Consider the following 26,667-nt stretch of genomic DNA (forward strand, 5'->3'; position numbering starts at 1 on the left):
CCTCAGGTGCCGTCGGTGCCGCAATCACTGCACAGTAGGAGGTTGCCGTCGAGGTACCAGTCCCCGCGCACGCAGACGCAGTCCTTCGGTTCGCGGGGCCACTGACGGCCCGCGAAAATCGCGCGCCCGACCTGAAGATGACCGCCGGTAGCGCAGTCTCGGGCCGGTGCGAGCGTCCAGTGGCCGCCGATGCCGGAAATGTCGGGGAGTTCGGTGACCGGATAACTCATGGCCGGAACCTTTCTGAGGGAAGCGCAGGTCAGGACCGACCCGATCGCAGGGACGAAGACCGAGATCGCCGGTGTTGACCGCGTGCGTCGGGGTGACGGTGAGTGGGTATTCCTTTCGCGAATCAGTCAGTGCTGCAACAGTTGTCGAACGACGACCGTGCGTCAGGTCGAGTCTGGGCCCGCGGATCGGAGTGCTGAGGGGCAGGCGCGGTGGTGAGCGCGCAACGGCGATTTTGACGGCGGCCCGAGAGCAGCGGGTGGACACGCTCCGGTCTCAGCGGGCCGCGTGATCGGTGCCAGGTACCGGATTGAGCACCGAGGTCGGTGTCGGCGCGTTCGGTGTCGGTGTCGGCGCCGATGTGGCGCTGAAATGGACGACCAGCCACCACACCACTGACACGACCGCCACGATCGTGACGACGGCCAGCACCTGCTGCAGATGATGCCGCCGGGGACGCTTGCGGTAGCGCAGGCGAGAGGGTGTCCATCGAGGCGTGCGGCGCGACCGGTGGGAGAAGTCGCGGTGCGGACCCGAACGGACTTCGCGGACACCCGCTGCGGGACGGGATCGGTGGGCGCCGAAGGTAGACCTGCGCGGGGGCGGCCACGGCACTGTTCGGGGGCGCGGCGGGGTGGGCTGTGACGGGCCGGAAGGGAACCCTTCGGCGATCAGTTGGCTGATGGTCACTGATCGGCCCAGATTCAGGCTGTTGATCAGGGAGAAGGCCTGTTCGGCGGTCCAGGGGACGCCTTTGCTGGCGTGGGCGGAAAGGGCCGCGCGCAGGGCGGATTCGCCGAGAACAACCTCGAAGCCGTCGGGCATCACACCAGCCCGCAACGTCACGGCGGACCACTGCGGAGCGACCAGAGCGACGACTGCCTCGACGAAGGGGCGGCCCGGATTGTGTTCAAGGGCAGCGTGTTTCGTTTTCAATGCCGCGGAGAGGGTTTGGTTGACGGGATTGGCGGCGGAGGCGAGGGTGTGGACCGGGTCGAGGTCGGATTGATCGTGGCTCCAGGGGCCGTTGCTCTCGGCGATGATCGTGCCGGTCCTGATGTCGGGGTGGAGTCCTTTCACCTCGACCGCGATGATCGCTCGGGGCATGAGGACCAGGACGTCGACCTGCTGGCTTCGCCCGGTGCTCGGGTCGGCGATGTGGCAGCCAGCGATCGCCACTCCCGCCACGTACTCGTCGGCTGTCGAGCTGCTCAGCCACCCGCGGACTCGGGTTTCGCTGTAGGAGCCTGCGGGTGTGGCTTCGATGACGAGCATGATCGCTCCTGGAAAATCGTGGGGGGAGAACGTCCCCGCGTCATGGAAAAGAGGCCGCAGGATCTATGCGCGGGCGGTCTACGGCGGCTGTTGGGTTGCAGTCGTCGCTGCCCGTGGACCGGCCGCCGGCCGGGTCGGTCAGATTTCGGTGCAGTCTGCGGGGCCGTGAGATTCAGGTCCTGTGTGCCAGCGCGTCGGCTCTTTGCGCGCGCAGCGCTCGGGCTGCGGCGGCTGGTGAGCGCAGCGCCTCGCGGAAGTGGCTGACCTCGGTTCGCCACATGTCCAGACAGTCATCGCAGGCCATCTCCCGGCGAGTGCCGAAGTCGCGGTATCTGCGGCGGCCTGCGCACACATCGCAATGCGCGCGCCAGAATCGGCACAGGGGACAGGCAGCGTAGAGGCCCTCGCTGGCGCAGTGCGCGCACAGGCAGCGATCCCCGCGTTCGTAGACCGCCGATGGTGGCGGGGTATCGGGCAGCGGCTGATAGTGCGGGGATCGGCGGTCGAAAAGTGTGTGGAACTGGTAGCCGCCGAAGTTCACGGCACGATCGGCCCAGTCACCGGGTAGTTCGTCCCAGGCAGTAGTCATTGTGGCTCCGTGGGGGCTGCAGGTGGGAAAGTCGAAGAGGCCGGGGTTGAGGAACATCCAGGAGGAAGGTCACGCTAAGCAGATAGGGGGAATCCTGTTGCTGGGCTGGGTGATTTCATGTCGGCGTGATTTATGAGGGCTCGCTCAGCAGTACCCGGTGATCGAGACCGACGCCGCGCGGCTCTCGCCGTTCATCCGCACCCACATCGGCATCGACGGCCACTACAGCTTCCACCTGCCCGACTTCGATGGAACACATCGGCCGCTGCGCGATCCGGACACTCCCGAAGACGACTGACCGAGCGATATTGCCCGGCGGCCCGCGAATTACGCTGAGTAGCCTACGGTTTCGGCTGATCATCATCGTCCGGTACCCAGAGAAGCGAGCATCGCGTGGACATCGAACCCGAAATCCGCACCGTGACCGGGGTTGTGCGCGGCAGATGGGAAGGCCCTGTCGCGGTGTTCCGGGGCATCCGCTACGCCGAACCGCCGGTCGGCGCAAGACGGTTCGCCGCCCCTGTTCCTGCGCAGCGGTGGGATGGCATCCGAGACGCACGCCGGTTCGGACCACCGGTTCCCCAACCCGGCAACACCGGTTCGGTGATGTCGTCGGTGTCCGGGCGCACCGAGGACGGATCCGAGGACTGCTTGACCCTCAATGTCTGGTCACCCGGCCTCGGTGCCGCGAGACTGCCGGTGATGGTGTGGATCCAGGGCGGCACCTATCTGGAGAACAACACCGCCAACCCGCACCTGGACGCCGTGACACTCGCCGGGGCGGGCGTGGTGGTGGTCAGCATGAACTATCGCGTCGGTGTCGACGGTTTCGCCCGCATCACCGGCGCTCCCGACAACCGCGGCATCCTCGACCAGATCGCCGCATTGGGCTGGGTCCAGGACAACATCGCCGCATTCGGCGGCGAGCCCTCCAACGTCACCGTGTTCGGCCAATCCGCCGGCGGGGCATCCATCGCCGCCCTGCTCGTCATGCCGAGCGCGGCTGGGCTGTTTCGACGCGCGATCAGCCAGTCCATGCCCGGCACCTACTTCACCCCACGGCTCGCCGCCGCGATCTCGGCCATGATCGCCGCCGGGCTCGGCGTCCAAGCCACGATCGCCGACTTCAGCCGGCTGCCACCGCGTGCCCTGACGGACGCGACCACTGCGGTGATCGCGAAGATGCCCGAGTTCGTCGATATCTGGGGTCCGATGACGTTCACGCCCACCCCGTTCTCGCCCATCGTCGATGGCGAGGTCCTGCCGAGCGCGCCGTGGAGTGCGGTCGCCGACGGCGCCGCGCGTGGGGTCGACCTGCTCATCGGCCACACCCGAGACGAGTTCCGGCTCTACACATCCCGGCCCGGCAGCGAACCGACCCCAGCGCACATGACCGCGGCATTCCACCACCTCGCACCGAACGCGGACGGTGACAGGCTCTACCGCACCGCCTACCCGGACGCCACCCCCAGCCAGCGATTCGAAGTACTCGCCACCGACTGGCTGTTCCGGATGCCGAGCCTGCACCTGGCCGACGCCGCCCACGCCGGCGGTGGACCCGTGTGGCTTTACGATCTGGCCTGGAGCTTCAATTCCGAACAGGGCGCCTCGCACAGCCTGGACGTGCTGCTGCTGTTCGGCACCCTCAGCCCCGCCGAGGTCCGCGCCCACCGGGCTGCCCATCCGAACGCCGCGAGCGAAATCGACCAGGTCGGCCAGTACATGCGTGCCGACTGGGTGAACTTCGCTACCACCGGTAACCCAGGCTGGGCACCCTACGATCCGCGGGCACGAACCACGCGCGTCTACGACGCTGAACCGATCACCCAGCCCTACCCCGAAGAAGCTTCGCGGCGTATCTGGTCAGCCCACCGATTCGACACCCTGGACCTTATGCACCGCAGATAGTTTCCCGAGTCGCCGCCGCGGGGACGCCATCGCGCCCGGACGACTCAACAGTTACCGCACATAGTGCGTCACTATCTGCGGTAACTCCTTAGCGTGACTTTTCTCGCAGAGTCCGGACCCCAGAGGCGGACAGGGTCTGGGCGGGGTTGGTGGCGCGCCCACACCAGTGGAGTTCGGGACGGTCTCCAACGACCGAACCAGGGACTGGGTCTGCGGTGATCTACGCGCGGGCCGTCTACGGCGGCCGCCGGGTTGCAGTCGTCGCTGCCCGTGGATCGTCACCGGCCTCGTTCCACACCCGCTCCAATCCGCGTCTCGGTGCCGCAATGGGCTGTCGACGCGTGTGTTCGGGCCGGGTTCCGACGTGCTGTCAGGGGTGGCGGGCGGGGATGGTCCACGGTTGGTAGGTCTGGTCGATGAAATGTTCGAGGTGTACGGATCCGGGATCGCGCTGATGCGGTGCCAGGGTGATTCCGTAGACCTTCTCGGCGTAGGCGGCGACGGCCTCGGTGGCGCGGCGCAGCAGGCCGGGCAGCGTCTCGACAATGTGGGCGAAGACGGCGGTGGCGCTGTCGATGTAGAAGTGTCCGGAGTCCGACAGCCGTGGATAGTTCAACGGGTCGATCAAGGATCGGTGCAGTCGGGCGATGGCGATCACGATCTGGTCGCCACCAGCGGGGGTGCACTCGGGCAGCATTTTCTCCACGCGGTCTCGGTGAGCGCGGCATTGCGGTTTGCCGGTGCGGAGATCCGCGATGGTGTATCCCCACGGATGTTGGGGTGTGAGGGTGGGCAAGCCCAGAGCGGAATGTAGTTTCGCGGCGATCACGGCGAGGATGTCACTGTAGCGTTCCACCGAGCGTGCGCGCTCGCTGATCTCGTTGGCCGCGCGGACTTCTGCCGGGTTGTCGGCGGTCATGACCTCGGCGATACGGTGCAGCGCGAACGCGGTTAACCCCAACGCCTGGTCGATACTGTCGAAATCGGGTGTCACGGCAGGTGCGGCGGTCAGGCGTAGCGCCGCCTCGCGCGCGGCGGTGTCCAGCAGATCGGCTCCGTCTTCGAGCAGCAGGACCGCGCAGGCGTGGTCATCGGCCGGTGCCAGCCGCCATCCGCGCGGCATCGTGTCGTCGGCGCGGGCGTGCCACATCTCCCAGAGACGGCCCTGCGGATCTCGGCACTGGTAGTAGGTGGTCCTGGCTTGGCTGCGCACCTGCCAGTCCGGCAGCAGCGGACCGGCGTTCGGGAGTCGGGGAGCGGGTTTGGCAGGCATGACTTTCGCTTGTCGTAGACCGCGAGGAGCGACGCCGAGCGCGCCGGACACCGCGATGATGTGGGTGTGGTGATCACCGAGCACGTCCCGGTAGGGCATTGACGGCGGTGGTGCACGGCTGGTTGTGCAGGCACGGCCCGCGGCCGGATTCGGGCTGTGTCAGCGGTTGCTGATGTCGGCGTATCCGAGCGCGAGGTTCAGTGCTTGCAGGCTTGTGTTCAGGTCGGCGGCGATACCGCGCCACAGCCCTGTGGTGGTGTACTCGCCGCGACCCTGTTCGCGGCCGTCGGCGTGCAGGAAACGCGGCCCGCGAGCACCATCGGGACTGGCGTGGTAGCGGGCGCTGGCCAGGCACAGCGGTGTGGACCGTCCTTCGAGGATGACCACGACACCGTCGAGGCGTCCTTCGCTGGCCGTGTCCTCACGAACGAGTCGTACCTCGGGATCGTGGCCGGGGAACCCGGACACCGCCACGGTGGCAGCCAGTGCCTCGATGAGAGGTCCGGTGATCTCGCGCCATGCAACACCCCAAGGCTGGTTCGTCCCGGGAATGGGATACTGTTTCTCGAAATCGGTGATGCAGGAGTTGGTTTCAGGCTCGTCGAGGAAGAGTTCGAGCATCGGGATGCTTTCTGTCGGAGGGTCGGCTATCGCCTTGCCCGGACGGGATCCGTGGACACCTGGTCGAGTGCCGCGCATGTAATTGCGCGGCAATGCCTGACCGTTGTCGGCGTGGGCGAGGTTGTCGCCGGTCGGACTCGATCGGCGACAACGGTCAGGCGATCGGTCCTCAGGTGGTGGGACCGGTGTCGGAAAAAGAGGTTTCGAAACGGTCGGCGAAGACGGTGAAGACCATCCACCCGTCCCGCGCGGCGTAGTCACGGATCAGCGCGATGATCGTGGTCCCGTCCAGGGTGGGTTCGGTGAGCGAGAGGGCCTCGACGAAGTCGTCGCCCAGAAGGGTGCCGCCGTACCAGTGGGTGCCGGGCTCGTGGCCGTGAGCGTAGACGACGCGGGCTTGACCTGGAGCTCCCCCCGACTCCGGAGGCTGGCGGGGCTTGCCGTTGCTCAAGACATAGACACCCCGATCCTTGACCCAGAAAAGTGCCGGCCCGGTCGGCCCAGGAGCAGCGAACGGGGTCGGCGCGTGCTCGGGCGCGGTCATCGCGTGCTCTGCGAGCGGGGCCACGTCTGCGAGTCGGAACCACAGATCGACAAGACTCACCAGGGTCTCCTGATTCGTTGAACGGCTGATGCGGGTGCCGGGCACCGAGGTGGTGGTGACCGTCGGGCACGGACGAACGCGAGCGGGACAGGTCGGCGATGGTTCATCGGATCCGGCTGGATCGGGCGGGTAGGTTTCGGGTGGCGGCAGGTGTAGGTGGCCCACTGCGGACGTCGACCACGAATTCGGCGATCGAGAGGTCAGGCCGGAACAGGTGACCGGTCTCGCGCTCGATGGCGGCGATCTCGTCTGCGGCGGCAGGGTTCGCGCGTACCGCGATCTCCAGGTCACCTCTATTGGCAAATATGCAGAAAGTGCATGAAAGGCTTAACTGGATCAAGCCAGGGGCGACGAGTCGAGTCGAAGTTGTGTGCGGTCGGTGACGTGGTTGACCGCCACATTTGCACAGCTGAGGTGGCGGTTCTCTGATTTGCGCACGGGACTTCGGAAAGTCGCGTGTACCGAACCGTCGAATGAGTCTTGTCACCGTACAATTGGCCGCGAGCACCGGTTGACGTGCGAGGGGAGTTCCGCGCTATGGGGGATCAGAACTGGGCGTTCGCGCGACGGATAGGTCGCCGCTGGCGCTACGCTATTTTCGTCATCGGCCTCGCTCTGGGCGTGTCGGCTGTCACGGGAGTTGGTCAGGCTGTAGCGGACGAGCCTGGTTTGAAATTGTCGATAACCAGCGACAGCGAGTTCATCTCCGGCCAGTCGGTTTCGATGGTCGCTACCGTCCTGAACAGCACGGGCTCGGCATGCCGGCTGGCATCGGTCGCTGAAGGCACCGTCACGCTCGAGCTCGAGCGTGACGGCCGTCCTGTTCTGCCGGAGTTGGCCACCGCCACCTACCCTGAGGGCTACGACGCGGTCCTGGACACAGCGTCCGGAGACGTCGCGCCCGGGTCCACGATCAGCTTCCCGCTCGTTGTGGGCCCCGGCTCGCACGATGCGATGTTGCGCTCGGTGACTCCGCTGTCCGGTGGAAGCTCGGTCGCCGAACTGTGGCCTGTGACCGAGCCCGGTCACTATGTGCTGCGGGTGTCCTACCAGATGCCGCGCGGCGCACAGGGCCTGTGTGGGTCGGATACGGGTATCGTCGAGGTCCCTTTCGCCGTGGGTCCGGCTCGTGGCGCCGGGGATGGTGCAGGGTCCACGCGCTGGGTCGTCGTGGCCTTGGCGGCAGCCGTTATCGCTGCGGCGCTGCTGATCTCGATCGTCGTCTATCGACGCCGTCTGGCACGCGTCACCGGCCGGGCGCTGACACTGCTCGTCGTCGTGGTGATTGCCGTCGGCGCGTTCGGGGGCCAGGGGCCGCCGCAGGCCCGGGCCACCATCGATGCCTTCGACTTCGACGACACACGCTATCTGGGCTTCAAGGAAGCAGTGCAGGACTGTCTGAACAAGATCGAGATCATTTTCTCGGCGGATGCTCTGGGCGTGCTCGGACCGCTTCGTAAACCAGGATTCTCGGTCGAAATATTTCCAAACCGCCAAGGCGTCTCAGAAGCAACGCACTACACCAACAAGACGCGGATCGTCTGGGATTGGAAGGACACCAAACCATTCAAATCCGACCCCACTGTAGCCAATAATCCGTGCGCCACTCTCTACCACGAGCTTGTTCACGCCTACGACAACGCCCTCGGTACGCTTGATGTCCGGCAGTGCGTGTTCGGCGGTGGAACTGTGGGTCGGATCCGCTTGGGACCAGAGATCGCGGAAGTTCATGCTGTGCGGGCCGAAAACCAGTTTCGCGTGAGTGTCGGTCTTCCTGAGCGGCACAACTACGGCGGCTACCCACTACCTCCCGGCCGCCATCCAGACATCGCCGCGGTTCTTGAGGCGTGCCAAGTGCAGAGCGGACCACCGAAACCCCCCCACCCCACGACATCGGGCAGCGAAGAAAACCCCAGTGTGGGCACCTCCGACGGTGATCCTCACCTGGTCACCTTCGACGGGCACCATTTCGACTTCCAGGCAGTCGGTGAATTCGTCCTGGCTCGCTCACCCGACTTCGAAGTCCAAGTCCGCCAATCACCGGTTCACGGATCCCGCGTCGTATCGATCAACACCGATGCCGCAATTCGCGCCGGCCGAGACCACCTGACATTCACCGTCGACGGCGGCCGACTGAAGTACCGCACCGAGGAAGGATCCAACCTTCACACCGGGACGACGACCCTGCCACACGGCACGGTGATCACCGCGAACGAAACGGGTTCCTACACGGTGCGATCCGCCGATGGAAACCGCGTTGACATCCTGCCCACCACCAGCCGGGCGCTGCGGGTGCTGATCTATCCCGATAAACGCTACCGGGGTCAATTCAGCGGGCTGCTGGGCAACTTCGACGGCGACTCGCGCGACGATCTGCCCTCTGAACAAACCTACGCCGACATCTACGGCCCCGCGGTGGCCGACAAATGGCGCGTCACACGAGCGACGTCACTGCTGTACTACCCGCAAGGCACAAGCACAGAAACCTTCACCGACCGGACGTTCCCCGACAAGGCCGTCACCATCGACGACCTTGACCCCCAACGCGCGGAAACCACCCGCAGAATCTGCGCAGCGCTGGGCATCACCGACGATCAGACACTGAAGAACTGCATCCTCGACGTGACCCTGACCGGGCAAATCGCCTACGGCACTTCATCGGCCGACACCGCAGCGACACGAGCGGCCGCCATTACCCCCAACTCCTCCTCCACCGTGCCCCCGACGCCCACTTCGAAGCCCGGCGACGCGCTGCGCGACGGCTCGATCGTCTCGGGATTCATCACCGATCCCAGCCACAGCGCCACCTACCGCCTCGATCTCGGCGCCGCCGAGACCTTTCATGTCGCCGACTGGCGGGGCCCGACCGACCAATGCGACCAAACCTTCACCATCAATCTGATCGACCACTCCACGTCCAACTTCCCCTGCCCCGGCCAGGAAGTCACCTTGGCCAACCCTGGACCAGCTGGCGGGCTTGAAATCGCCAGCCGCGGAGGCACGGGCCCTTATTCGTTCACCATCGTCACCGACAAGATCAGAAACTTCCACCTCACACTAGGGATCCCGGTAACAGGCTCCCTCGATGTCCGCGGACGCATAGACCGCTACGAACTACCCGCCGGCACCATCCGAATCTCCTCGGCGGGCGCCCCCCGATGCGACGACCCGATGTTTTTCGCGAACCTCTACGACCTCACCGCCGATGATCCCCTGGAGCTCAGCAACTTCCTCTGTCTCGCTTCAACGCAGCCGTATGTCCTGCCTGATCCCACCCACCGGTACGCCATCGCCGTCTCTTCAGGCGAACTGAAAACCGGACCCTACACACTCACCATCAATTGATGAGGTTCGAGGACGTCGCGATCATCCGATGGCGCGGTCGACACCGGATCCCGTTCACGAGTGCTCACTTTCCCTGAAGACGGGAATACCGAGGCCGGTCGTTGCTGCTCCGGCAGACCGTTGCTGCATGCGGTCCAGGCCGGCGAGTTTGGCGCCCGCGGCGTGGAGGCTCACTTTCAGACCTTCGACCTCGCCTGTCCATCCGTTGGCGCGGGCTTCATCGATGCGGTCTCGCAAGTTCGCCGCGATCTCGGCCAAACGATCTCGCGCGCGGGGGTCGACTTGAAGGCTCGGGCATCTTATGCACGCTTCTCTGAACTAACTGACCATGCCCATTCTCGGTGTCGCCCGAACGCACGCTCATGCCGAATACAGGATGGTTTTGAAACCCGCCAGTATCGAGAATCGAACGATTTCGCGGGCACCATCAGGTGGATGTAGAGCGGCCCGAGATGCTCTACGACTTCACCGGCTGTACCAGCAAGCGCATCGGGCCTACAGGTGGTGTGGTCGGGAGGTGACTATTTCGGCTTGTACTACCGGCGGTGGGCGATAGGTCCGACGAGCAGGGGCTGGTCCAGCATGTCTACGGTGAACGACACTCCAGTGACCTTCGCCGCCAGGGCGAAGGCTCTCGGCACGCCGGTGCTGACGCTGATGTCCCAGGCGTCCGAATTGCTCTCGGGTTCATCTTCATCGGCGTCATAAATATAGTCATCTTCGGTCATATCCAGCTCCATGCCCAGCTCGCGCATGTAGTCGTTGAGCCGGTCGGGGTCGGCACCCCAACGAATATGTGGATACCACAGGCGATGCCCGGTCACGATCGTCCCGTCGATCGCGTACTCGAGGCTGTGCACGGCGTAGTCGTGTCGAGTGATCGCCAGGACCTCACAGTCTCGCGATAGTTCCGCCAGCATCTTGTGGTCGGTCATCCACCACCCGTACGGTTCGATGGCCACGCTCCATGCACCGGCCCGAAACACGCCCACGTGACCGGCGCCGTCTCCGCCGCCAGTCTTGCCGAGGAACTCTTCGAAGTCCGACTCCTGGCCGGAGTCGTCGCCATTGCTGAAGCGGCGCACTACCCCCGACGGGTCCAGGTCTCGGAAAAAGGCGATACTGAAGATCACGCCAAGCGGGCCCGCTTGGCTCTCGGATGCGTTGAGCCACTGAAATGGAGCCAGGGGATCGGTTGTCGCCATATCGGTCATGGTGGCAGACCTCACCGACAACCATTCAATCGTCCGGAATGCCTGATCGACCCGCTGGCCTCAGCGCGGGAGGGGTGACCCTCGGCACCGAGCACATCGGACCGACAGCCGGCACCGCCCGGAAGCACACTGAAATGCCGCATATCGCGCGGTTCGAACGGCCACAGTCTCTTTCGAGGCCCGTCGAGGTGTACCGAGCCAGGCAGAGTTCCACTCGGCAATGGTCGGGATGTCACAAGGTGGAGGCTCGTCCGGAGATGGACCTGAACGTAGGGATGCCGAGTTCGGTTCCTGTCGCCGTTTGCCTGGGCGTGGCGTCTATCTGGGCGAGCTTGTCCTTGACGCCGGCATAGCTGACTTGGAGGCCCTCGACTTCGCCGAGCCAGCCTTCGCGTTTGGCCTCGATGATGCGGGCTTCGAGGTTGTCGTGGATCTCTTCGAGCCGGGCTCGTCGGGTCGGGTCCGGTCTGAGGAGCGAACATGTCGGGTTGTGATGGGCGTTCGCCCGCTGCCTGCCGCCGCGCAGCGGCATCGGGTTGATCAGGGGTCCCTGCCCGATCTCGATCCAGAATTCGTAGAACGCGCGCACGACCGCATTGGAGTGCCGGATCGTGCGCGCCGCGTAGTGGTCGTCGAGATTGCGTTTACCGGTGATCGGATTGACCGTCCCGGCCGTCGTCCGCGATGCCGTCCGCGCTGAATTACGTGGTTTCAGATGAATACCCAGCCACAACACCAGATCCCGGCCCTCGGCCGGAGTTGCCCTGTCCCACTGCACATCTACCGCATTCAGCCACCGCCACCACCGCAGCAGCGAATACGCGTAACTACGCACCGATCGCGCACTGTTGTCCTGCGCCACGAAGTCGGTCAAGTACCGACGGACCGGGACCACCGCATCACCATCGGGGTCAACGACCAGCCAGCCGACAGCGTCATCGACTTCGATGACCCGCCCCCATCGCGGAATTCGAATGGCTCGCACGTCACGGTCTATTGCGTCGAACACCCCGCATCACCCTTCTCGGAATCGGATCAGAGAGATGTACCGGTCAACGACCGCGCTCTGCACCATCTACGGCGGCGTGTTGGCCGTTAGTCCGGTCAACAGTTCGGGTCATGCCAAGGGAATAAGCTCTGTGTACTCGGGTCCCCGCTGTTTCGATGCGTTTCCACACGTCCTCGACTCGCCAGTGGTGGATCGGGAGCCAGGTGTCGGTGTGGCGGCGCGAGTTCGATTGGCTGCCACGGGGCGGGTCAGCGCTCGTGCGGGCCGCGGTGCACGAGCCACACTGGCAGGTCCGGCCCGGCTCATGGACGAACGGGGCGAGTTTGCTGCGGTCGCGGCCCTCTTGGGCGCGGTGCCCCATCACTCTCAACACTCGGACGGGGCGGTCGTTCACCCCGGCGGCGCGTACCGTGTTCACCAGCTCGATTTCGAACTTGCGAATCGGGCCGCGCTTCAAATCGCTTGTGCACCAACGGTATTTGAATCCCGGGAACATTCCCCGTTCGAGTACTCGAGCATAGAGGTCACCTCCCGCTAGCGCCACCGTGCGGTGGCGAGGCCCGAGCCCGTAGCTGTGGGCGTGCTCGGCGGCCAGGGCGGTGGTCCCTTCCCACTGGGCGCGGCCCATATCGGCGTGCACGGTCCACACCCGATCGAGTACGCCCGCCGCGGTCGCGACCTCGACGATGACGTCGAGGCTCGCCTGGCTGTCCTTCCCGCCGCTTCTTCCGCCAGTTCGATTGGGGCCGAGGGCTTACTTGTTCGTGGAATTATTGCAGGTCCACCTCGGCAGTGCCGGAGCAGGGCGGCAACAGATCTGTTGCACCAGTATTGCTTCGAGCGGGTGTGGTTAGGGTGATGCGAGTGTCTAGGTGGAGACTTCTGATCGTCTCGTGCTGGCGGTGTTCGGGAACAAGCTCTACTGCGCTTTGCCGCGAGCGCACCTTACTGGGGTAGGCGAGAGAATCGCATCAGCCGAGTTTCGGGCTTCTTAGCGGTATATCGTTGGTAGGGAGGGGTTTTCAAGTTCGTGTGCTGAGGCGCTCAAGGAGTGCGGGGGCGTCGTGGCGCATGATCCCTGCTCGGTCCGGCGGGTACTCGGACGTTGCGGGTGCGCGACGGCTTGTTCCGAGGCGGTGCTGCGCGGTCGGATCAGCCGCGCGGTGGTGCGGTCGTCTGGATGGTCGGCGGCAGCGGTTCGGGTCCAGGACCACACGCAACGTGGACAGGGCCTCCAGTCGGCCGCGGTGGAAGGTGTTCATCCCGCGCTGTTCAGAAGCGACGATTCTGGTCGCTGTAAGGACCCCGGCGCGGCCGATCGATATCCTGCCATCGAGGACGACCCGGGTGATGCGCTGATCACCCGGGAGGCGTTCGCGGAGAACACCTTCGGTAGTACCGTGCACGTGGTGCGGAATGGTGAGCAGACCCTGGACTTCGTGTTCCCTCGCGGCGAATACCGCGATGCGCCGCGTCCGGACCTGGTCCTGCTCGATCTGAACCTGCCCAATACGACGGCCGCCAGATCCTGGCCTGCATCCGAGCCGACGCCGATCTGGCGGATCTGGCGGTGATCATCCTGATCGCAGAGTGCCGACTCGTCCGGCCCAGCTCGATTACCGCCATTCGATTGAGCGGCGTGCGTGGCGGTAGGCGGGCGATCCAAATGCCCGGCATCATGACCGATGCGAGTTCCCGTGCCGGTCGCGGTGGCGTCGAGTACCTAACGTCAGACCCTGCTCACCGACTGTCTTGCAGCGGTCGGTAGCACCCGGTAGCACCCGGCGGGTTGACCGGATGCTGCCTCCGCTTTATGCTGTGGAGGTATCCGGAGGCAGAGTCCGTTTTATCGTGGGCCCTGGAGCAGTCGGGAGGACGTATGGGTGTCGAGCAGTCGGGTCGTCGGCCGCGTGTGGATGTTGCGCGCAACCGAGTCGCTCTGCTGGAGGCGGCTCAGCGTCATTTCCTGAGGTTCGGGGTCGGTACTTCGCTGGAGGCGGTCGCCAAGGAGGCCGGCGTCGGGCCGGGCACGTTGTATCGGCACTTCCCCAACCGCGAGGCACTGCTCGCGGCGGTGTTGCAATCCCGTTCCGAAGAACTGGAGGCACGTCGAGCCGATATCTCGCAGCTCGACGACGCGTCGGAAAGACTGCGGCGATGGCTGCGCGCGATGGAGGAATACTTCAGCGCGTTCAGCGGGTTGCCAGAACCGCTCATGGCCGCGGCGAGAGCGCTGGATCCGGACAACCCGCTGACGGTGCCCTGCGAGAACATCATCGCGACCACCGACGAGTATGTGCTCGCCGCGCAGCTCACGGGACAGGTGCGGGCCTCGGTGACCGGGCGTGACTTGTTCCTGCTGGCCGTCTCGGTGGCATGGACCATGGGCGCCGCCGAGGCCGACCACGAGGTGCTCGACCGTCTGCTGACACTGATCGAGAACGGCTACCGCGAACAAGACGACAAGCGTTAGAGCGGATCGTCCTCCACACCGGGTAGCTCGGGATCCGAGGTGGAACTGTCGCGTTCGTGTTCGGCAACGCCCGCGACGGAGTCCGGTGTCCATCGGTGCGCGAATTCATGGAACCCGGTGTTGTGGTTGGCCGCGCGTTCGGCCCGGGATCTGTAGGGCCGAAGACTCGGCAGAGGCTGTACCGAGGCTCGGCCGTTGGGGCCGCAGCGAAGTGTCCGCACAGTCTCGTCTGATGAATGAAAAGGAAAAGCAAACCAAGGAGTTACTGGATGAAGATAGGCATTCTCGGGGTCGGACATATCGGTAAGACGCTCAGTCGGGAGTTGAGCGGGGCCGGACATGATGTGAAGGTCGCCAACTCGCGCGGGCCCGACACGATCGACGCCACGGCCCTGGCCACGGGAGCACGTGCGGTACCCGCCGCCGAGGCCGTGAAAGACGTGGACGTCGTCATCCTGTCCATACCGCTGAACCGCGTTCCCGAGATCGTGGCGTTGCTGGGCGGTGTTCCCGCCGAGACGGTCGTCATCGACACCTCGAACTACTACCCGGGGCGTGATTCCGAGATCGCGGCCATCGAAGCAGGCCAGGTCGAAAGTCTCTGGGTCGCGCAACAGCTCGGCCGCTCGATCGTCAAGGCATGGAATTCCATCGGCTCGGACTCCTTCGCCCTGAAAGGTACGCCTGTAGGGACTCCGGGACGTGTGGCGCTCCCGGTCGCGGCCGACGACGACAGCGAACGCGCGGTCGCCATAGCGCTGGTCGAGGACACCGGATTCGACGGATTCGACGCCGGAGCGCTGGCGCAATCGTGGCGCCAACAGCCCGGAGCGCCGAGTTACTGCACCGATCTCACCCGCGAGGAACTGCGCGCCGCCCTGGCCGGCGCCGAAGCCGCGAGACTGCCGAAGCGCCGCGACCTGGCAGGCGCCGCCATCGCCGAAAGGTTCGGCGAAAGGACCAACCCCGACTCCGAGTACGGCGTGCGCCTCAACCGCGCGTTGTTCATGTAGCCATTCGGACACGATGAAAAGGAAGGAACACGATATGAGGATTTCCGTTATCGGCGCCGGAGCCATCGGCGGCAACATCGCCCGGCGACTCGCCGAGGCCGGACACGAGGTACTGGTCGCGGATGCCCGCGGACCGCAGGCAGTCGCCGCCGACGTCCGACAGTCAGGCGCTCGCGCAGTCGAGGTGGACGCCGCGACCCACGACAGGCAGGTCATCGTCGTGTCGATCCCGTTCGGCAAGCAGCCCGAACTCGCCGACCTCCTCGCCGGGGTTTCCGACGACACGGTGATCGTCGACACCTCGAACTACTACCCCGCCATGAACGGCCATGTCGAGGCGGTCGACAACGGACAGGTCGAAAGTGTGTGGAGCGCGCAGCAACTCGGCACACCGATCGTGAAGGCATGGAACGCCGCACTCGCGGGAACACAGCAGACCAAAGGACTACCCCCAGGGACTCCGGGTCGCATCGCCATCCCCGTCGCCGCCGATTCCGAACGAGCACGCCGAACCGTCATGCAACTCGTTGACGACACGGGCTTCGACCCCTTCGACGCCGGGGTGCTGGCCCAATCGTGGCGGCAACAACCGGGCACGCCCGCCTACTGCACCGAACTGAACCTCGAGGAACTGGGACAGGCCCTGGCGGCGGCCGACAAGGACGAAGCGTCCCGCACTCGTGACCGGCTCTGGGAGCATTTCGCGAGCCTCACCGAGGCGCCCTCACTGGATGAGACCGTCGCGATCAACCGCGCCGCACACCACCGCCCCAGCTAACTGCCGACAACCTCTCTCCGGGTAGGAGAGACGCCGTGGTCGGCCCGTGGCGATGTTGCTATCTCATGCGGTCATCTTTACGCCGACCAACAGCAAGCCGAGCACTGGTTCCTCGCTATTTTGACCACTAGCTGGGTGCGGGGTGCGAATTCGGCTGACGGCGAATCTGCCGCGGCCCCGACCGTTCTCACCAGAAACGGGTGGGAGTCGCCCACACATACAGATCCCCCGTCGGCAATAGGTGGTGCGCCGAGACGATCACGCTCGTGCGGGTATGAGTACTCATCCATCATCAGCAAGGAGAGCAACGTGAAGCGCATTGGAATCATCGGCAGCGGATCGATCGGAGCAGCGGTCGCTCGGCTGGCTGTCGCGGCCGATTACGAAGTGTTGATCGCCAATTCGCGAGGACCTGAGTCGCTCACGGACTTGATCGACGAGCTCGGCCCCCGGGCACAGGCCGGGGAGGTCCGTGCGGCAGCGGAGTTCGGCGACATCCCGGTCCTGGCCGTACCGCTGGCCGCGTACCCGAACCTGCCCATAGACGCCTTCGCGGGAAAGTCGATCCTGTCCACGGGTAACTACTACCCTCACCGGGACGGTCGCATCGAGGAACTGGACACACTCGAGAGCACCACCGCCGAGTACGAGCAAACACTGCTCCCGGACACGCTCATCGTCAAAGCCTTCAACAACATCCTCTTCCACCACATCCCGAACCTCGCCAACTCCCTCCCGCGCACAGCACTGCCGGTCGCCGGAGACGACACCGCGGCCAAGAACCGCGTCTGCGACATCGTGAACGCGCTCGGATTCGACACGGTCGACGCCGGGACGCTCGCGGAGTCGTGGCGCTTCGAACCGGAGTCCGGTGCCTACACGCCGATCTACGCCGCCAGCGCAGACGGATTCGAAACGATTACCTCGCCGACCCCGGGGCTCCCGTTTCGGCAGGCCGTCTGCGCACGCTGCTTACTGCCTCGCATCGCCCTGATGTCGGGGCGCGACAGTTCTGACGCATAAGAAGACCGACCTCCAGGAGGGGATGGGCCGCGAACGTGCGGTATAGGCCGTCATCCGATGAGACAACACGAATGGAACGATGAAATGCCACGTCTGAACAGCAAGATCGCCCTCATCACCGGCGCTGCCAGCGGCATCGGACTCGCCACGGCGCAAATCTTTGCTGCCGAGGGAGCCAAAGTCGTCGTCACCGACGTATCGCAGGACGCGCTCGCCCGCGCCCTCGAAGACATTTCCGCCTCGGGAGCAGAGGTGATCGCGCACGTGCTCGACGTCAGTTCACCCGAGGACTGGAAACGGGTCATCGCCGACGTCACCGCATCATGGGGAACTATCGACATTCTGGTCAACAACGCCGGGATCGCCCTCCCCAAGGGCCTTGTCGATACTGAACTCGACGAGTGGAACAAGGTTCTTGCGATCAATGCGACAGGCACCTGGCTCGGTATGAAAAACGTCATTCCCGTCATGCAGGCCGCAGGGCGTGGCGCGATCGTGAACGTCTCGTCGCTCGCGGCCATCATCTCCGGGCCGGCCGACGGCGGCGGCGCTGCCTATTCCGCCTCGAAGGGCGCAGTCCGGTCCCTGACCAAGCACGCAGCGAACTATTTCGCTGCCGACAGCATCCGTGTGAACTCGGTTCACCCCGGCCCGATCTACACAAGCCTCATCAAGAACTACGGCATCACCGAGGAGGAGGCCGCGGACCCCGTGAACTCGGTTCTGCCGCCGCACATCGGCGAATCCGCCGACATTGCCTACGGCATCCTGTATCTCGCATCTGACGAGGCGAAATTCGTCACCGGCGAAGAACTGATCATTGACGGCGGCTACGTCGTCCATTGAGACGAGGCCAACCCGTGCCTCCCTTCGGGTAGTCCACCGCCACGCATGGCCGAGCGGCCACCCGAACTCTGGATTCGAGCGGAGATATCTCCGTATATCGCGCAACCGACAGACGAACAGCTCGGAGCTGCACACGGAAAAGAGGACGTGATGACCAGACAAATGATTATCGGCATGCATCTGGGCAACGGGTACGGCAACCTGCCCGGTGCCTGGCGCGCCCCGGCGGTCGACCCCACGAGCTATACGAGTTTCGACGCGAAGGTCCGGCATGCCCAGGCGGCCGAGCGTGGAAAGCTCCAGTTCCTGTTCCTGCCGGACGGTCCCAGTCACGTCGGCGACATCGAGAATGAGCCACCCAACTTCAATCTCGACGTCATGGTCACGTTGGCAGCTGTTGCCCGCGAAACGAGCCGGATCGGCCTCGTCGCCACCGGCTCGACCACCTTCAACGAGCCGTTCAACCTCGCGCGACAGTTCAAGGCGCTGGATGTCATGAGTCATGGACGGACCGGTTGGAACGCCGTCACATCGAGCGGCGAGGACGTCGCGGCGAATTATGGCGCACGACTGCCGTCCAGCTCCGAACGCTACGGGAGGGCGCATGAGACGGTCCAGCTGGTACAGGCTCTTTGGGGCAGCTGGGGAAAGGCTGCGTGGGTGCACGACAAGGCGACCGGCCACTTCGCGAACGCCGAGCAGGTCGCTCCCATCAATATGGGCGGCAATTTCGTCGCCTCGCGCGGGCCGCTGTACATTCCTCCTTCCGAGCAGGGGCAACCCGTCATCTTCCACGCCGGAGGCAGTCCGAACGCCCTCGATCTCGCCGGCCGCTACGCCAGTGGCGTCATCGGCGCGGCTTTCACGATCGACGATGCGCGTGCGCAGCGCACCGCGTTTCGGGAAGCAACCGAACGCGCCGGGCGGGACCCGGACGAGCTCAAATTCTTTGCCGGCCTGATGACGACGATCACGAGCGATAGGCGAGAAGGTCTCGATCGCCGAATCACCCTGAGCGGACGAACATTTCCTCAGCGCGCGTCCTATCTCGGACGGATGCTCGGCCTACGCCTCGATCCTGCGCGGCTCGACGAGCCACTATCGCCGGAACAGTTGTCCAAGGCACGGCCGTCACCGGCCGACCCCCGCTCGGTCCATGCACTCGAGATCGCGCGTGAAGGCTGGACGCTCCGCGACGTGCTCGCGCACGGTGTGATCGATTACCACCCGGTCATCGTCGGACCGGCCGCCGACGCCGCTGACCACATGCAGGATTGGTTCGAGGCAGACGCGGTCGACGGCTTCTGGGTATCGCCGGACATATACGAGGACGGGGTTGACGCCTTCGTCGATGGCGTGGTGCCGATCCTCCAGGATCGCGGGCTGTTCCACCGGGAATATGACGGCGCTACCCTCCGAGAACACCTCGGCGCACCGGCCCAATATGGAGTCGATCCGCGCGTCACGCGGTGACTTCGATCGAACCATCCGCAAAGCCGTGCGCGCCCGCGGGCACTTCCTCAACGAGACCGCCGCGCGGAAATGTGTCTACACGGCTTTTATGAGCCTCGACTTCACCCGCGCAGGACGTGCACGGTGGACATGAGAGGGAAAGCGCGCCCCTGAACGCCTTCCGGATCGCCTTCGAGAGCCGCCCGATCCCCACCAGCCACTGCAAGAGTTCGACAACCAAGATCAGCCGTCGACTGGACAGACCCCAGTTGTTGGCAGAACGGATCGGCTCCGCTGTCGCGGTGGCCGAGACCGCACCGAGTACCAGGGTCGAGCAGGCAGCGTGACCAAGTGTCGAGCTTCATCAGGGATTATCCTGCTTGTGGACCACGTCCCGGCTCGTCAGCGTGGTTCTACCGATACCGGATCGCCGCAACTGTCGGGTAGCGCGATCAGTGAGCACGGTGCGGGTCGGCGCGTGGGCCGGTAGGTGGCGGGCACTCCGTGGTGTTCGGTGATCTCGCGGTATGCCGTCACCGCGACGGTCGGTCGGCGGGTCAGGGCCGGGTCGTGGACGGCGTCGACGCTGTAGAGACCGAATCGGGGACCGTATTCACCCCACTCGTAGTTGTCGGTGAGGCTCCAGTAGTTGTAGGAGACTATGTTGATGCCGTCTCGGCGTGCGCGCTGAATCCAGTAGACGGTGTCGCGGAGGTGGTCGTCGCGGCGGTACCCGTCGGCACGGTTCTGATCGGCGTCGGTAGCCAATCCGTTCTCGATGACCCGCAGCGGCTTGTTCGGGTATTCGGCGGCGAAGTAGCGCAGCACGTAGTACATGCTTTCCGGTGATTGCGGCAGATTCCAGAACGAGCCGCCGGAGGTGACGAACGACGACAGTTCCGAGGGCGCGATCGAGTAGTACTGGTCGACGCCGATGAAGTCGAAGGAATCGACCATGCGGTCGGAGAACACGGCTTCGAGCGCCGGTTCCACACCGGGCAGTGGGATGTAGGCGATGTTCGAGGAGACCTGGCCCCCGGGCTGCACGGCATGGATGTGGGTCGTGATCGCCCGGTGAGCCGCGATGATCCCATCGACCATGAGTCCGGTGTTCGCCGGCGCCAGACCGCCGTAGGTCAGTTCCCGCCGGACGTATTCGCTGGGCTCGTTGAAGGTGATCCAGATCGGCTCGGCCCAGGTGTAGCGATCGACGACACGTCGCCCGAAAGTGGTCAGGGCTGCGGCCATCTCCGGGTTGTTCCACCCCCCACGATCGACCGCCCATCCGGGATGGACCCAGTGATTCAACGTGATCATGGGGCGCATGCCCGAGGTCACGATGCGGCCGATCACCGCGTCGTAGAACGCCCAGCCGGCCGCGTCGTCGACACCGGGCTGCGGTTCGACGCGCGACCACTCCACCGACAAGCGATAGTTGTCCACACCGATCGAGGCCGCCCTGGCAATATCGCCCTCGTACTGGTGGAAGAAGTCCACGGCGTTTCCCACCGGCTCGGGCAACTTCCCTTCGTCGCCGTAACGCAGATAGTTCGAGTCCTGGTTGAAACCTTCGGACTGGAAACCGGATTGAGCGACCCCGAACTCGAAGTCCGCCGGTAACGCGGGAAGGTCCTCGGCCGCTGAGGGCGCCGCAAGGGCGGTCAGAGCCAGCACCGAGACCACTGCGGACAGCATCGCGGTGACAGTTGCCGATTGACGCATAACTTCCTTCGTTCGGAACTCACGAACTGTGCCGTATCCAGCCGGGTCGGGCAGTCGTCCGAGGTGAACAGTCATCAGGCCGCGAGTGCGGCTCGACACGTCATTCGGATACGTTGACGTATCCAGATACACTGATGTCTTCGGGTATTGTTGTGCCCGGGCTGAGCAGTGTCAAGGAGGCACCCATCAGAGAAGGTCGAACATGCCCCGGTTGACCCGCGCCGAGAGCGTCCAGCGCACCCGAAGCCTGCTGCTCACCGCCGCCGAGGAGGTTTTCGCGGAAAAGGGCTTCACGCAAGCTTCCCTCGAAGACATCGCGGACAGGGCCGGATACAGCCGAGGCGCGGTCTATGCGAACTTCACCAACAAGGAAGATCTGTTCCTCGCGCTTCTCGGAGACTGGCTCGATCGCGACATCGAAGAGAGCGAGGAAATCCTCGCTCCGGGCGGTGACGCGATGCAGACAGTCGACGCCCTGCGAGGCAGAGGCGGCAATCGCTTCGCCGACCGCGAACGTTTCGCGCTGATGCTCGAATTCCGGCTCTACGCGATACGAAATCCTCTGGCTGCACAGGCATTACGCGACTACGACAGAAAGTCCCGAGACTGGTACGCGCGTTCGATCCGGCGCGTGATCCAAGGAATGGGACTGCCCCTGCCCGCACCCGCCGAGCAAGTGGCGCTGGTAGCACTCGCTCTCGAGCACGGTATAGCTCTGCTCGCCCACACCGATCCCGAGGCGATTTCTCAGGACTCCTATCTGGACGCGGCGACGCTGCTGGGCACGGCACTGATCAGCGCTGCCGAGAGAGAACGCAGCGCGCGGTAGTCGGCTCGACCCAGGCACCATCGCGCACCCAGTACAGCCTGCCGGGCTCAGCCCGCCGCCGTCGGCGAGCACTCCGGCGCCCAAAGACTGCGCATGCGTTCGGATAATTGACCGATGGGTCCGCTGTCCGGTGCACTCGGCGCGGTGGCGATCTCGGGTGCCGCCGGCCGTCGTGCCGCTACCCTCACCGCAGTTGCGGCCGCTCGCTGCGCAATCAGATACAGCGTCGGTCTCTGCGAGTCGAATCGGCCGGCAGGCACGCCGCGATCCACCCGCGTTCGACAACGGCGCACACGAAGACGACGGGCGAGGTATCGACGTCCGCCGCCTCGGCAAGGCGGATGAGCGGACTTTCGTCCACCGGCTCAACGCGGCAGTCCACACCAGCGCCATGGTCCAGGCGGTCGAGGGTCGACTTGCAAGCCCGCCGGAAACGGCGGCCGGGCGGTCACCCCTGGCCGGCCTCGGCCGCAGCGGACACCTCGGCCCACTCCTGCCAACCCTTGATCCGGTCGGCGTAGAGCTGAGGGACGATCTGGAGGGGGAAGGTACCGAAGAAGACCCGCGACGGTGGGGTCTCGCTGTCGACGACCTTCAGCAGCGCGGCGCCGACACCCGCCGGGTCGGGATTGGGGATGGTGGCGAAGCCGGCGTGGACCGTCTCCCGGAAGCTGTCGTAGGCCGACAGCGGTGCGGAATGAGCCGAGGACGCGTTGAACTCGGTGCCGAAAGGCCCGGGCTCGACAACGGTGACCTTGATGCCGAAGCCGACGACCTCCTGGGCCAAAGAGTCCGAGAGTCCCTCGACCGCCGCCTTGGAGGCGGTGTAGCCGCCCGTGGTGGGGTAGGCGGCAAGGGCGATCAGGCTGGTCACGTTGATGATGTGGCCGCTGCCCTGAGCACGGAGGTAGGGCAGCGCCGCCTGAACGACCCAGAGGGTGCCGAACACATTCGTCTCGAACTGGGCGCGGACATCGTCTTCGCTCAGCTCTTCGACCATGCCGAACAGGCCGTAGCCGGCGTTGTTGACGACGACGTCGAGGCGGCCGAAGTGTTCGTGGGCCCGCCGGACCGAGTCGGTCACGGCAGCCTTATCCGTGACGTCCAGGGGTAGCGGCAAGATCGCGTCGCCGTGGATGGCGACCAGATCGGCCAGCGCGTCGGTGTCGCGGGCGGTCGCGGCGACCTTGTCGCCGCGCGAGAGCGCGGCCTCGGTGAACCGGCGGCCCAAGCCGCGGGATGAACCGGTGATGAACCAGATCTTGCTCATGAGAAGCACTCCTCGATAGGGATACTGAAACAACAAAAGAGACTCTATACCAATACGGGACTTAGTACCACTTGGGTTCTGTGTACTACACTCACGAGATGGCCGAGACATCCAGGACCGCGCGCTCCACGCTGCGGGAGCGGACACGAGCCGTGATGCGCGAAGAGGTCATCGAGATCGCGTTCCGGCTCTTCTCCGAACAGGGCTTCGACAAGACAACGGTCGAACAGATCGCCGCCGAGGCAGGCTTGTCGCGCACCACCTTCTTCCGGTACTTCGGGACCAAGGAGGAACTCGTCCTCGGCAGAATGAGCGAGTTCGGTCCCCGGATCGCCGCTGCGCTGGCCGCCCGCCCCGCCGACGAGGGGCCCTGGGAAGCGCTACGCCGCTGCTTCGACGTGATCACCGAGCCGACGGCCGAGGAGCCCCAAACCTTCCTGAACCTGATGCGGCTGCTCGACGACGCCTGCGCCCTGATGACCCGCCAGTGGGAGAAGACACAGGGCTGGCACAGCCTGCTGGTGCCACAGATCCGCCACCGACTCGGCGGCGATCCGGAATCCACGCACGACCTGCGCGCCCACGCCCTCGTAGGCTCAGCGATCTCCTGCCTGGACGCCGCAACCGACGCCTGGACCGCGGCCGGCGGAACCACACCGTTGTCCGAACTCCTCGACCAAGCCATGGGCGTACTGGTCGAGCCACCCGCATAACCCCGAGAACGAGCAGCGTGCCCTGGCCGTAGCACCATCGGGCTGGGGCGACTTGCCGCCCCGGTCACTGCTCGGCCTCGCCAGCAGTTCCGGCGCCGAACCCACCCGATCCGGAACGAACTCCAACCACGGCAACGTGCACACCGCCACCCCCAACCGACCCCTAGGCCCCCGGATCACGCCCCGGATCCACGCGGTTCGTCACCGTGACCGCGCTGATAGTCGGTGTCGTCGGCGGGATCTACGGCATCGTCGGCGGTTCGCTGCTCAGCCCGATCCTGGTCGGACGTGCAGTGCCGCTGGGCGAGGTCGCGCCCGACGCGCTCACCTCGACCCTGCTCACCTCCATCCCCTGCGCCGCTACCTACGCGGTGCTCGCGGTGAGTACCGGCGGCACCGACATCGCCCCCGACTGGATCATCGGGATCAGCTGCGGCGTAGGCGGACTGATCGGCGGATACCTCGGCGCACACCAGCAACCGGCGCTATCCGAACAAGGACTGCGCTACGCCCTGGGCGCCACCGCCATCATCACCACCGCCGCGCTCTACGTCCTGCAAGCACTCTGAGCTCACCCCGTGTCGTGGTGTTCACCGCGACGACAGCGAATCAGGACAGGAGTGTCGCAGACCCCAACCGCGCACAACCATCAAAGTGACTGGAGTGTCAGGGATTTAGTTGGCGTCTTCGCGGCAGCGCTCTGACTTTGGCGGCGTCGGCGTCGCGGTCGGCTAGGCCGGCGTTCTGCAACGCGAGTTGGTTGAGGGCGACCGCGTAAATCTCCAAGCGCCTTTCCAGGTCACGGCAGTGGCGATTCAGTTCGGCGTGTTTACGTTTGAGGTCTTCGTAGTCGTCGGCGGATCGGATGATCGCTGCCTGTTGGGTTTCCGCGTGCGCGATCTCGGCCTGGAACCGGTCTTTGAGGTCGGTGTGTTGATGGGTGAGGCGCCATCGTTTGACGTTGGCCTCGACGGCGAGTTGGGAGATGTTCAGTCGCCCTCGCGACCGTCGCGGAGTACCGGCCAGCAGTCGGTTGATGGCGGCGATGATGTCACGGCGAACCGGATCGGTCTCCCCGGCGAGGGACAGGACGCTCACTGCGGGGCTCCGGATCGGTGGTTGTCGATGATGGTGAGGAGTCGGTCGAGTTCGTGGCGTTCGCGGGCGTGACGGATGGGTGGGGTCAGCCGATCGTTGACGATCTCGGCCAGTTCGTCGGCCGCTTCCTGGACGCGGGCGATGTCGCGGTCGGTGCGGGCGATGTTGCGGCAGCGGGGTCGACAGTCGTCGGTGTCCGGGGTGACCATGGGGTCATCCGCGGTGCCTCGGAGCTGGCAGGCCGCTGCGGCTGGGTCGAAGACGCAGGTGATCGCCTCGCCGTGATGGATCTGAAGGACAGGGTTGCCGAGCAGGTCGCGGACGTGGCGTTCGCTGTGCAGGACGCGGCCCGCGAACTCGCGGGCGGCGGCGTGGACGCGGTAGCGGTAGGCGTCGGCGGCTGGTCCGCTGACGTGTTCACCGGCGAGGAGGCGCTGTTCGTCCTCGGCGATGCCTTCGATACGGAACAGCCAGTCCTCGAAGGCGTAGTCGTCGAGGAATCCGGCCTCGTAGGAGCCAGCGTAGCCTTGCAGCATTCGGGTGTGGGTGTGTCCGTACTGGATCGAGGCAGCGATCAGTCCCCGGGGCTATTCCGCCGTTGTCCCGGAACAGGACTCGATACCCGGATTCGGCATCACGGATCTGGATGAGTGCACCTCGACGCAGTCGCTGACAGCGAGGGGCCCGGGGACGCCCTCTACGGGATCATCGAGGAACTGACCGCGGTGGCCCCGGATCGACCGACCCACCGCGGTGCGGCCGAAACCTGCGCGGGTTGGGACGATTTCGCCGAACGGTTGGATTGGGCGATCAGCACATTGCCCCACGGAGCAGTCCTGAGCCTGTTCGCGCCCAGCGAGGATCCCGACTACACCATCGTCGAGTTCACCAACGTGTTCAGCATCTACAGCGGATGCTTGGTCGGACCTGCCACATCCCGCGACCGCGCGCAATTGTGGGAGAACATGAGCCGACTGGGATGGGAATGGGACCCACTGGACGGCGACAGCATCGAATACCCGATCTGGAGAGCCGCACCGGCACGCACTCCGCAAGAACTCGTTCCGCGTACGGTCACAACATTTCACGAGGTCTTCGCCGTACCCGACCCCAGCGCTCTGACCTTCACCGCGACCACTCGTGGCGATGACGCTGCCTTGACTTACCTCGATGCCGATCTAGGCCTGACACGCCGACCACAGTGAACCCGTGCGTTCGGATCGGTACACGGTGACAGACCGGTTCCTTGTCGGAATCGTCTTGATCACAGCCCGCTGTGTTCAGCTTCGCACATGCCGCCTACCGCGCGACCGGGCCTCTCCGACACTTGGTAATGCCGCGCGCTGCCTCGACCGGCCGACCGGGTCGGTGGCGCAGGGAAAGT

General features: G+C 65.1%; 24 protein-coding genes and 4 pseudogenes. 14 read left to right on the forward strand and 14 right to left on the reverse strand.

Going from position 1 to position 26,667, the window contains the following annotated elements; genetic code table 11:
• Positions 1–2: 2 nt before the first annotated feature.
• From DAT37_RS39410 to DAT37_RS39420, 3 genes are all read right to left on the reverse strand, one after another.
• Positions 3–230 (reverse strand): hypothetical protein, encoded by a 228-nt coding sequence (locus tag DAT37_RS39410; protein ID WP_109530060.1) that lies wholly within the window; start codon positions 228–230, stop codon positions 3–5.
• Between the two features lie 274 nt (positions 231–504).
• Positions 505–1,503, reverse strand: coding sequence for a nuclease-related domain-containing protein (locus tag DAT37_RS39415; protein ID WP_109530061.1), 999 nt, complete (start codon positions 1,501–1,503; stop codon positions 505–507).
• A gap of 172 nt (positions 1,504–1,675) precedes the next feature.
• Positions 1,676–2,092 carry a hypothetical protein gene (locus tag DAT37_RS39420; protein WP_109530062.1) on the reverse strand — a complete coding sequence of 139 codons (417 nt, stop codon included), beginning with the start codon at positions 2,090–2,092 and terminating at the stop codon, positions 1,676–1,678.
• A gap of 157 nt (positions 2,093–2,249) precedes the next feature.
• Here DAT37_RS39420 and DAT37_RS44585 point away from each other — a divergent pair, with 157 nt between their 5' ends.
• Together DAT37_RS44585 and DAT37_RS39425 are read left to right on the forward strand one after the other, a co-directional pair.
• A complete protein-coding gene (locus tag DAT37_RS44585) occupies positions 2,250–2,390 on the forward strand; it encodes a hypothetical protein (RefSeq protein WP_157978925.1) in 141 nt (46 codons plus the stop codon).
• Positions 2,391–2,485: 95 nt separating this feature from the next.
• Positions 2,486–4,000 (forward strand): carboxylesterase/lipase family protein, encoded by a 1,515-nt coding sequence (locus DAT37_RS39425; protein ID WP_109530063.1) that lies wholly within the window; start codon positions 2,486–2,488, stop codon positions 3,998–4,000.
• 370 nt (positions 4,001–4,370) lie between these two features.
• Here the strand turns inward: DAT37_RS39425 and DAT37_RS39430 are convergent, their stop codons facing one another.
• From DAT37_RS39430 to DAT37_RS39440, 3 genes are all read right to left on the reverse strand, one after another.
• Complete coding sequence (locus DAT37_RS39430) at positions 4,371–5,372, reverse strand: hypothetical protein (protein ID WP_109530064.1); 1,002 nt, start codon at positions 5,370–5,372, stop codon at positions 4,371–4,373.
• Positions 5,373–5,432: 60 nt separating this feature from the next.
• Positions 5,433–5,894: a hypothetical protein gene (locus tag DAT37_RS39435; protein ID WP_109530065.1), complete on the reverse strand. Its 462-nt coding sequence runs from the start codon at positions 5,892–5,894 to the stop codon at positions 5,433–5,435.
• A gap of 169 nt (positions 5,895–6,063) precedes the next feature.
• Entirely contained in the window at positions 6,064–6,498 is a 435-nt protein-coding gene (locus DAT37_RS39440) for a DUF3085 domain-containing protein (RefSeq protein ID WP_157978926.1), read from the reverse strand.
• 537 nt (positions 6,499–7,035) lie between these two features.
• Here DAT37_RS39440 and DAT37_RS39445 point away from each other — a divergent pair.
• Complete coding sequence (locus DAT37_RS39445; protein WP_109530067.1) at positions 7,036–9,843, forward strand: VWD domain-containing protein; 2,808 nt, start codon at positions 7,036–7,038, stop codon at positions 9,841–9,843.
• 54 nt (positions 9,844–9,897) lie between these two features.
• Here the strand turns inward: DAT37_RS39445 and DAT37_RS39450 are convergent, their stop codons facing one another.
• The 4 genes and pseudogenes from DAT37_RS39450 to DAT37_RS46585 form a co-directional block, all read right to left on the reverse strand.
• The gene (locus DAT37_RS39450) at positions 9,898–10,101 is read right to left on the reverse strand and encodes a hypothetical protein (RefSeq protein ID WP_332873391.1); all 204 of its coding nucleotides are present in this window, start codon (positions 10,099–10,101) and stop codon (positions 9,898–9,900) included.
• Positions 10,102–10,379: 278 nt separating this feature from the next.
• A complete protein-coding gene (locus DAT37_RS39455; protein ID WP_232840279.1) occupies positions 10,380–11,057 on the reverse strand; it encodes a DUF6461 domain-containing protein in 678 nt (225 codons plus the stop codon).
• 232 nt (positions 11,058–11,289) lie between these two features.
• Positions 11,290–11,931 (reverse strand): hypothetical protein, encoded by a 642-nt coding sequence (locus DAT37_RS45130; RefSeq protein WP_198654673.1) that lies wholly within the window; start codon positions 11,929–11,931, stop codon positions 11,290–11,292.
• Between the two features lie 178 nt (positions 11,932–12,109).
• Positions 12,110–12,778: pseudogene (locus DAT37_RS46585) on the reverse strand (hypothetical protein); the annotation flags it as partial.
• Between the two features lie 575 nt (positions 12,779–13,353).
• On the opposite strand from DAT37_RS46585, the pseudogene DAT37_RS45935 reads away from it, so the two are divergent.
• From DAT37_RS45935 to DAT37_RS39505, 7 genes and pseudogenes are all read left to right on the forward strand, one after another.
• Positions 13,354–13,648: pseudogene (locus DAT37_RS45935) on the forward strand (response regulator); the annotation flags it as partial.
• Positions 13,649–13,945: 297 nt separating this feature from the next.
• Positions 13,946–14,539 carry a TetR/AcrR family transcriptional regulator gene (locus tag DAT37_RS39475; protein WP_109530070.1) on the forward strand — a complete coding sequence of 198 codons (594 nt, stop codon included), beginning with the start codon at positions 13,946–13,948 and terminating at the stop codon, positions 14,537–14,539.
• A gap of 269 nt (positions 14,540–14,808) precedes the next feature.
• Positions 14,809–15,552 carry an NADPH-dependent F420 reductase gene (locus tag DAT37_RS39485; RefSeq protein WP_109530072.1) on the forward strand — a complete coding sequence of 248 codons (744 nt, stop codon included), beginning with the start codon at positions 14,809–14,811 and terminating at the stop codon, positions 15,550–15,552.
• Between the two features lie 10 nt (positions 15,553–15,562).
• Positions 15,563–16,330 (forward strand): annotated as a pseudogene (locus DAT37_RS39490) (NADPH-dependent F420 reductase); the annotation flags it as partial.
• Between the two features lie 135 nt (positions 16,331–16,465).
• The gene (locus DAT37_RS39495; protein WP_269814834.1) at positions 16,466–17,353 is read left to right on the forward strand and encodes an NADPH-dependent F420 reductase; all 888 of its coding nucleotides are present in this window, start codon (positions 16,466–16,468) and stop codon (positions 17,351–17,353) included.
• An 84-nt stretch (positions 17,354–17,437) separates the two neighbouring features.
• Positions 17,438–18,199 carry an SDR family NAD(P)-dependent oxidoreductase gene (locus tag DAT37_RS39500; RefSeq protein WP_109530074.1) on the forward strand — a complete coding sequence of 254 codons (762 nt, stop codon included), beginning with the start codon at positions 17,438–17,440 and terminating at the stop codon, positions 18,197–18,199.
• 150 nt (positions 18,200–18,349) lie between these two features.
• Positions 18,350–19,672, forward strand: coding sequence for an NtaA/DmoA family FMN-dependent monooxygenase (locus DAT37_RS39505; protein WP_109530075.1), 1,323 nt, complete (start codon positions 18,350–18,352; stop codon positions 19,670–19,672).
• A 381-nt stretch (positions 19,673–20,053) separates the two neighbouring features.
• Here DAT37_RS39505 and DAT37_RS39515 read toward each other — a convergent pair whose 3' ends face one another.
• A complete protein-coding gene (locus DAT37_RS39515; RefSeq protein ID WP_109530076.1) occupies positions 20,054–21,346 on the reverse strand; it encodes a family 1 glycosylhydrolase in 1,293 nt (430 codons plus the stop codon).
• A gap of 229 nt (positions 21,347–21,575) precedes the next feature.
• Here DAT37_RS39515 and DAT37_RS39520 point away from each other — a divergent pair, with 229 nt between their 5' ends.
• Positions 21,576–22,202, forward strand: coding sequence for a TetR/AcrR family transcriptional regulator (locus DAT37_RS39520; RefSeq protein ID WP_109530077.1), 627 nt, complete (start codon positions 21,576–21,578; stop codon positions 22,200–22,202).
• Between the two features lie 448 nt (positions 22,203–22,650).
• Here DAT37_RS39520 and DAT37_RS39525 read toward each other — a convergent pair whose 3' ends face one another.
• The gene (locus tag DAT37_RS39525) at positions 22,651–23,472 is read right to left on the reverse strand and encodes an SDR family NAD(P)-dependent oxidoreductase (RefSeq protein WP_109530078.1); all 822 of its coding nucleotides are present in this window, start codon (positions 23,470–23,472) and stop codon (positions 22,651–22,653) included.
• 98 nt (positions 23,473–23,570) lie between these two features.
• Between DAT37_RS39525 and DAT37_RS39530 the strand changes: the two genes are divergently transcribed.
• Positions 23,571–24,185, forward strand: coding sequence for a TetR/AcrR family transcriptional regulator (locus DAT37_RS39530; RefSeq protein ID WP_109530085.1), 615 nt, complete (start codon positions 23,571–23,573; stop codon positions 24,183–24,185).
• Between the two features lie 200 nt (positions 24,186–24,385).
• Positions 24,386–24,754 (forward strand): annotated as a pseudogene (locus tag DAT37_RS39535) (TSUP family transporter); the annotation flags it as partial.
• Between the two features lie 97 nt (positions 24,755–24,851).
• Here the strand turns inward: DAT37_RS39535 and DAT37_RS39540 are convergent.
• Positions 24,852–25,283: a hypothetical protein gene (locus DAT37_RS39540; RefSeq protein WP_109530080.1), complete on the reverse strand. Its 432-nt coding sequence runs from the start codon at positions 25,281–25,283 to the stop codon at positions 24,852–24,854.
• Complete coding sequence (locus DAT37_RS39545) at positions 25,280–25,819, reverse strand: hypothetical protein (RefSeq protein ID WP_109530081.1); 540 nt, start codon at positions 25,817–25,819, stop codon at positions 25,280–25,282. The genes DAT37_RS39540 and DAT37_RS39545 overlap by 4 nt, the downstream gene beginning before the upstream one ends.
• Before the next feature lie 114 nt (positions 25,820–25,933).
• Between DAT37_RS39545 and DAT37_RS39550 the strand changes: the two genes are divergently transcribed.
• Entirely contained in the window at positions 25,934–26,488 is a 555-nt protein-coding gene (locus tag DAT37_RS39550; protein ID WP_109530082.1) for a TY-Chap domain-containing protein, read from the forward strand.
• Positions 26,489–26,667 lie beyond the last annotated feature (179 nt).

It is taken from the genome of Nocardia aurea (assembly GCF_003123685.1).
Lineage (GTDB): Bacteria > Actinomycetota > Actinomycetes > Mycobacteriales > Mycobacteriaceae > Nocardia > Nocardia aurea.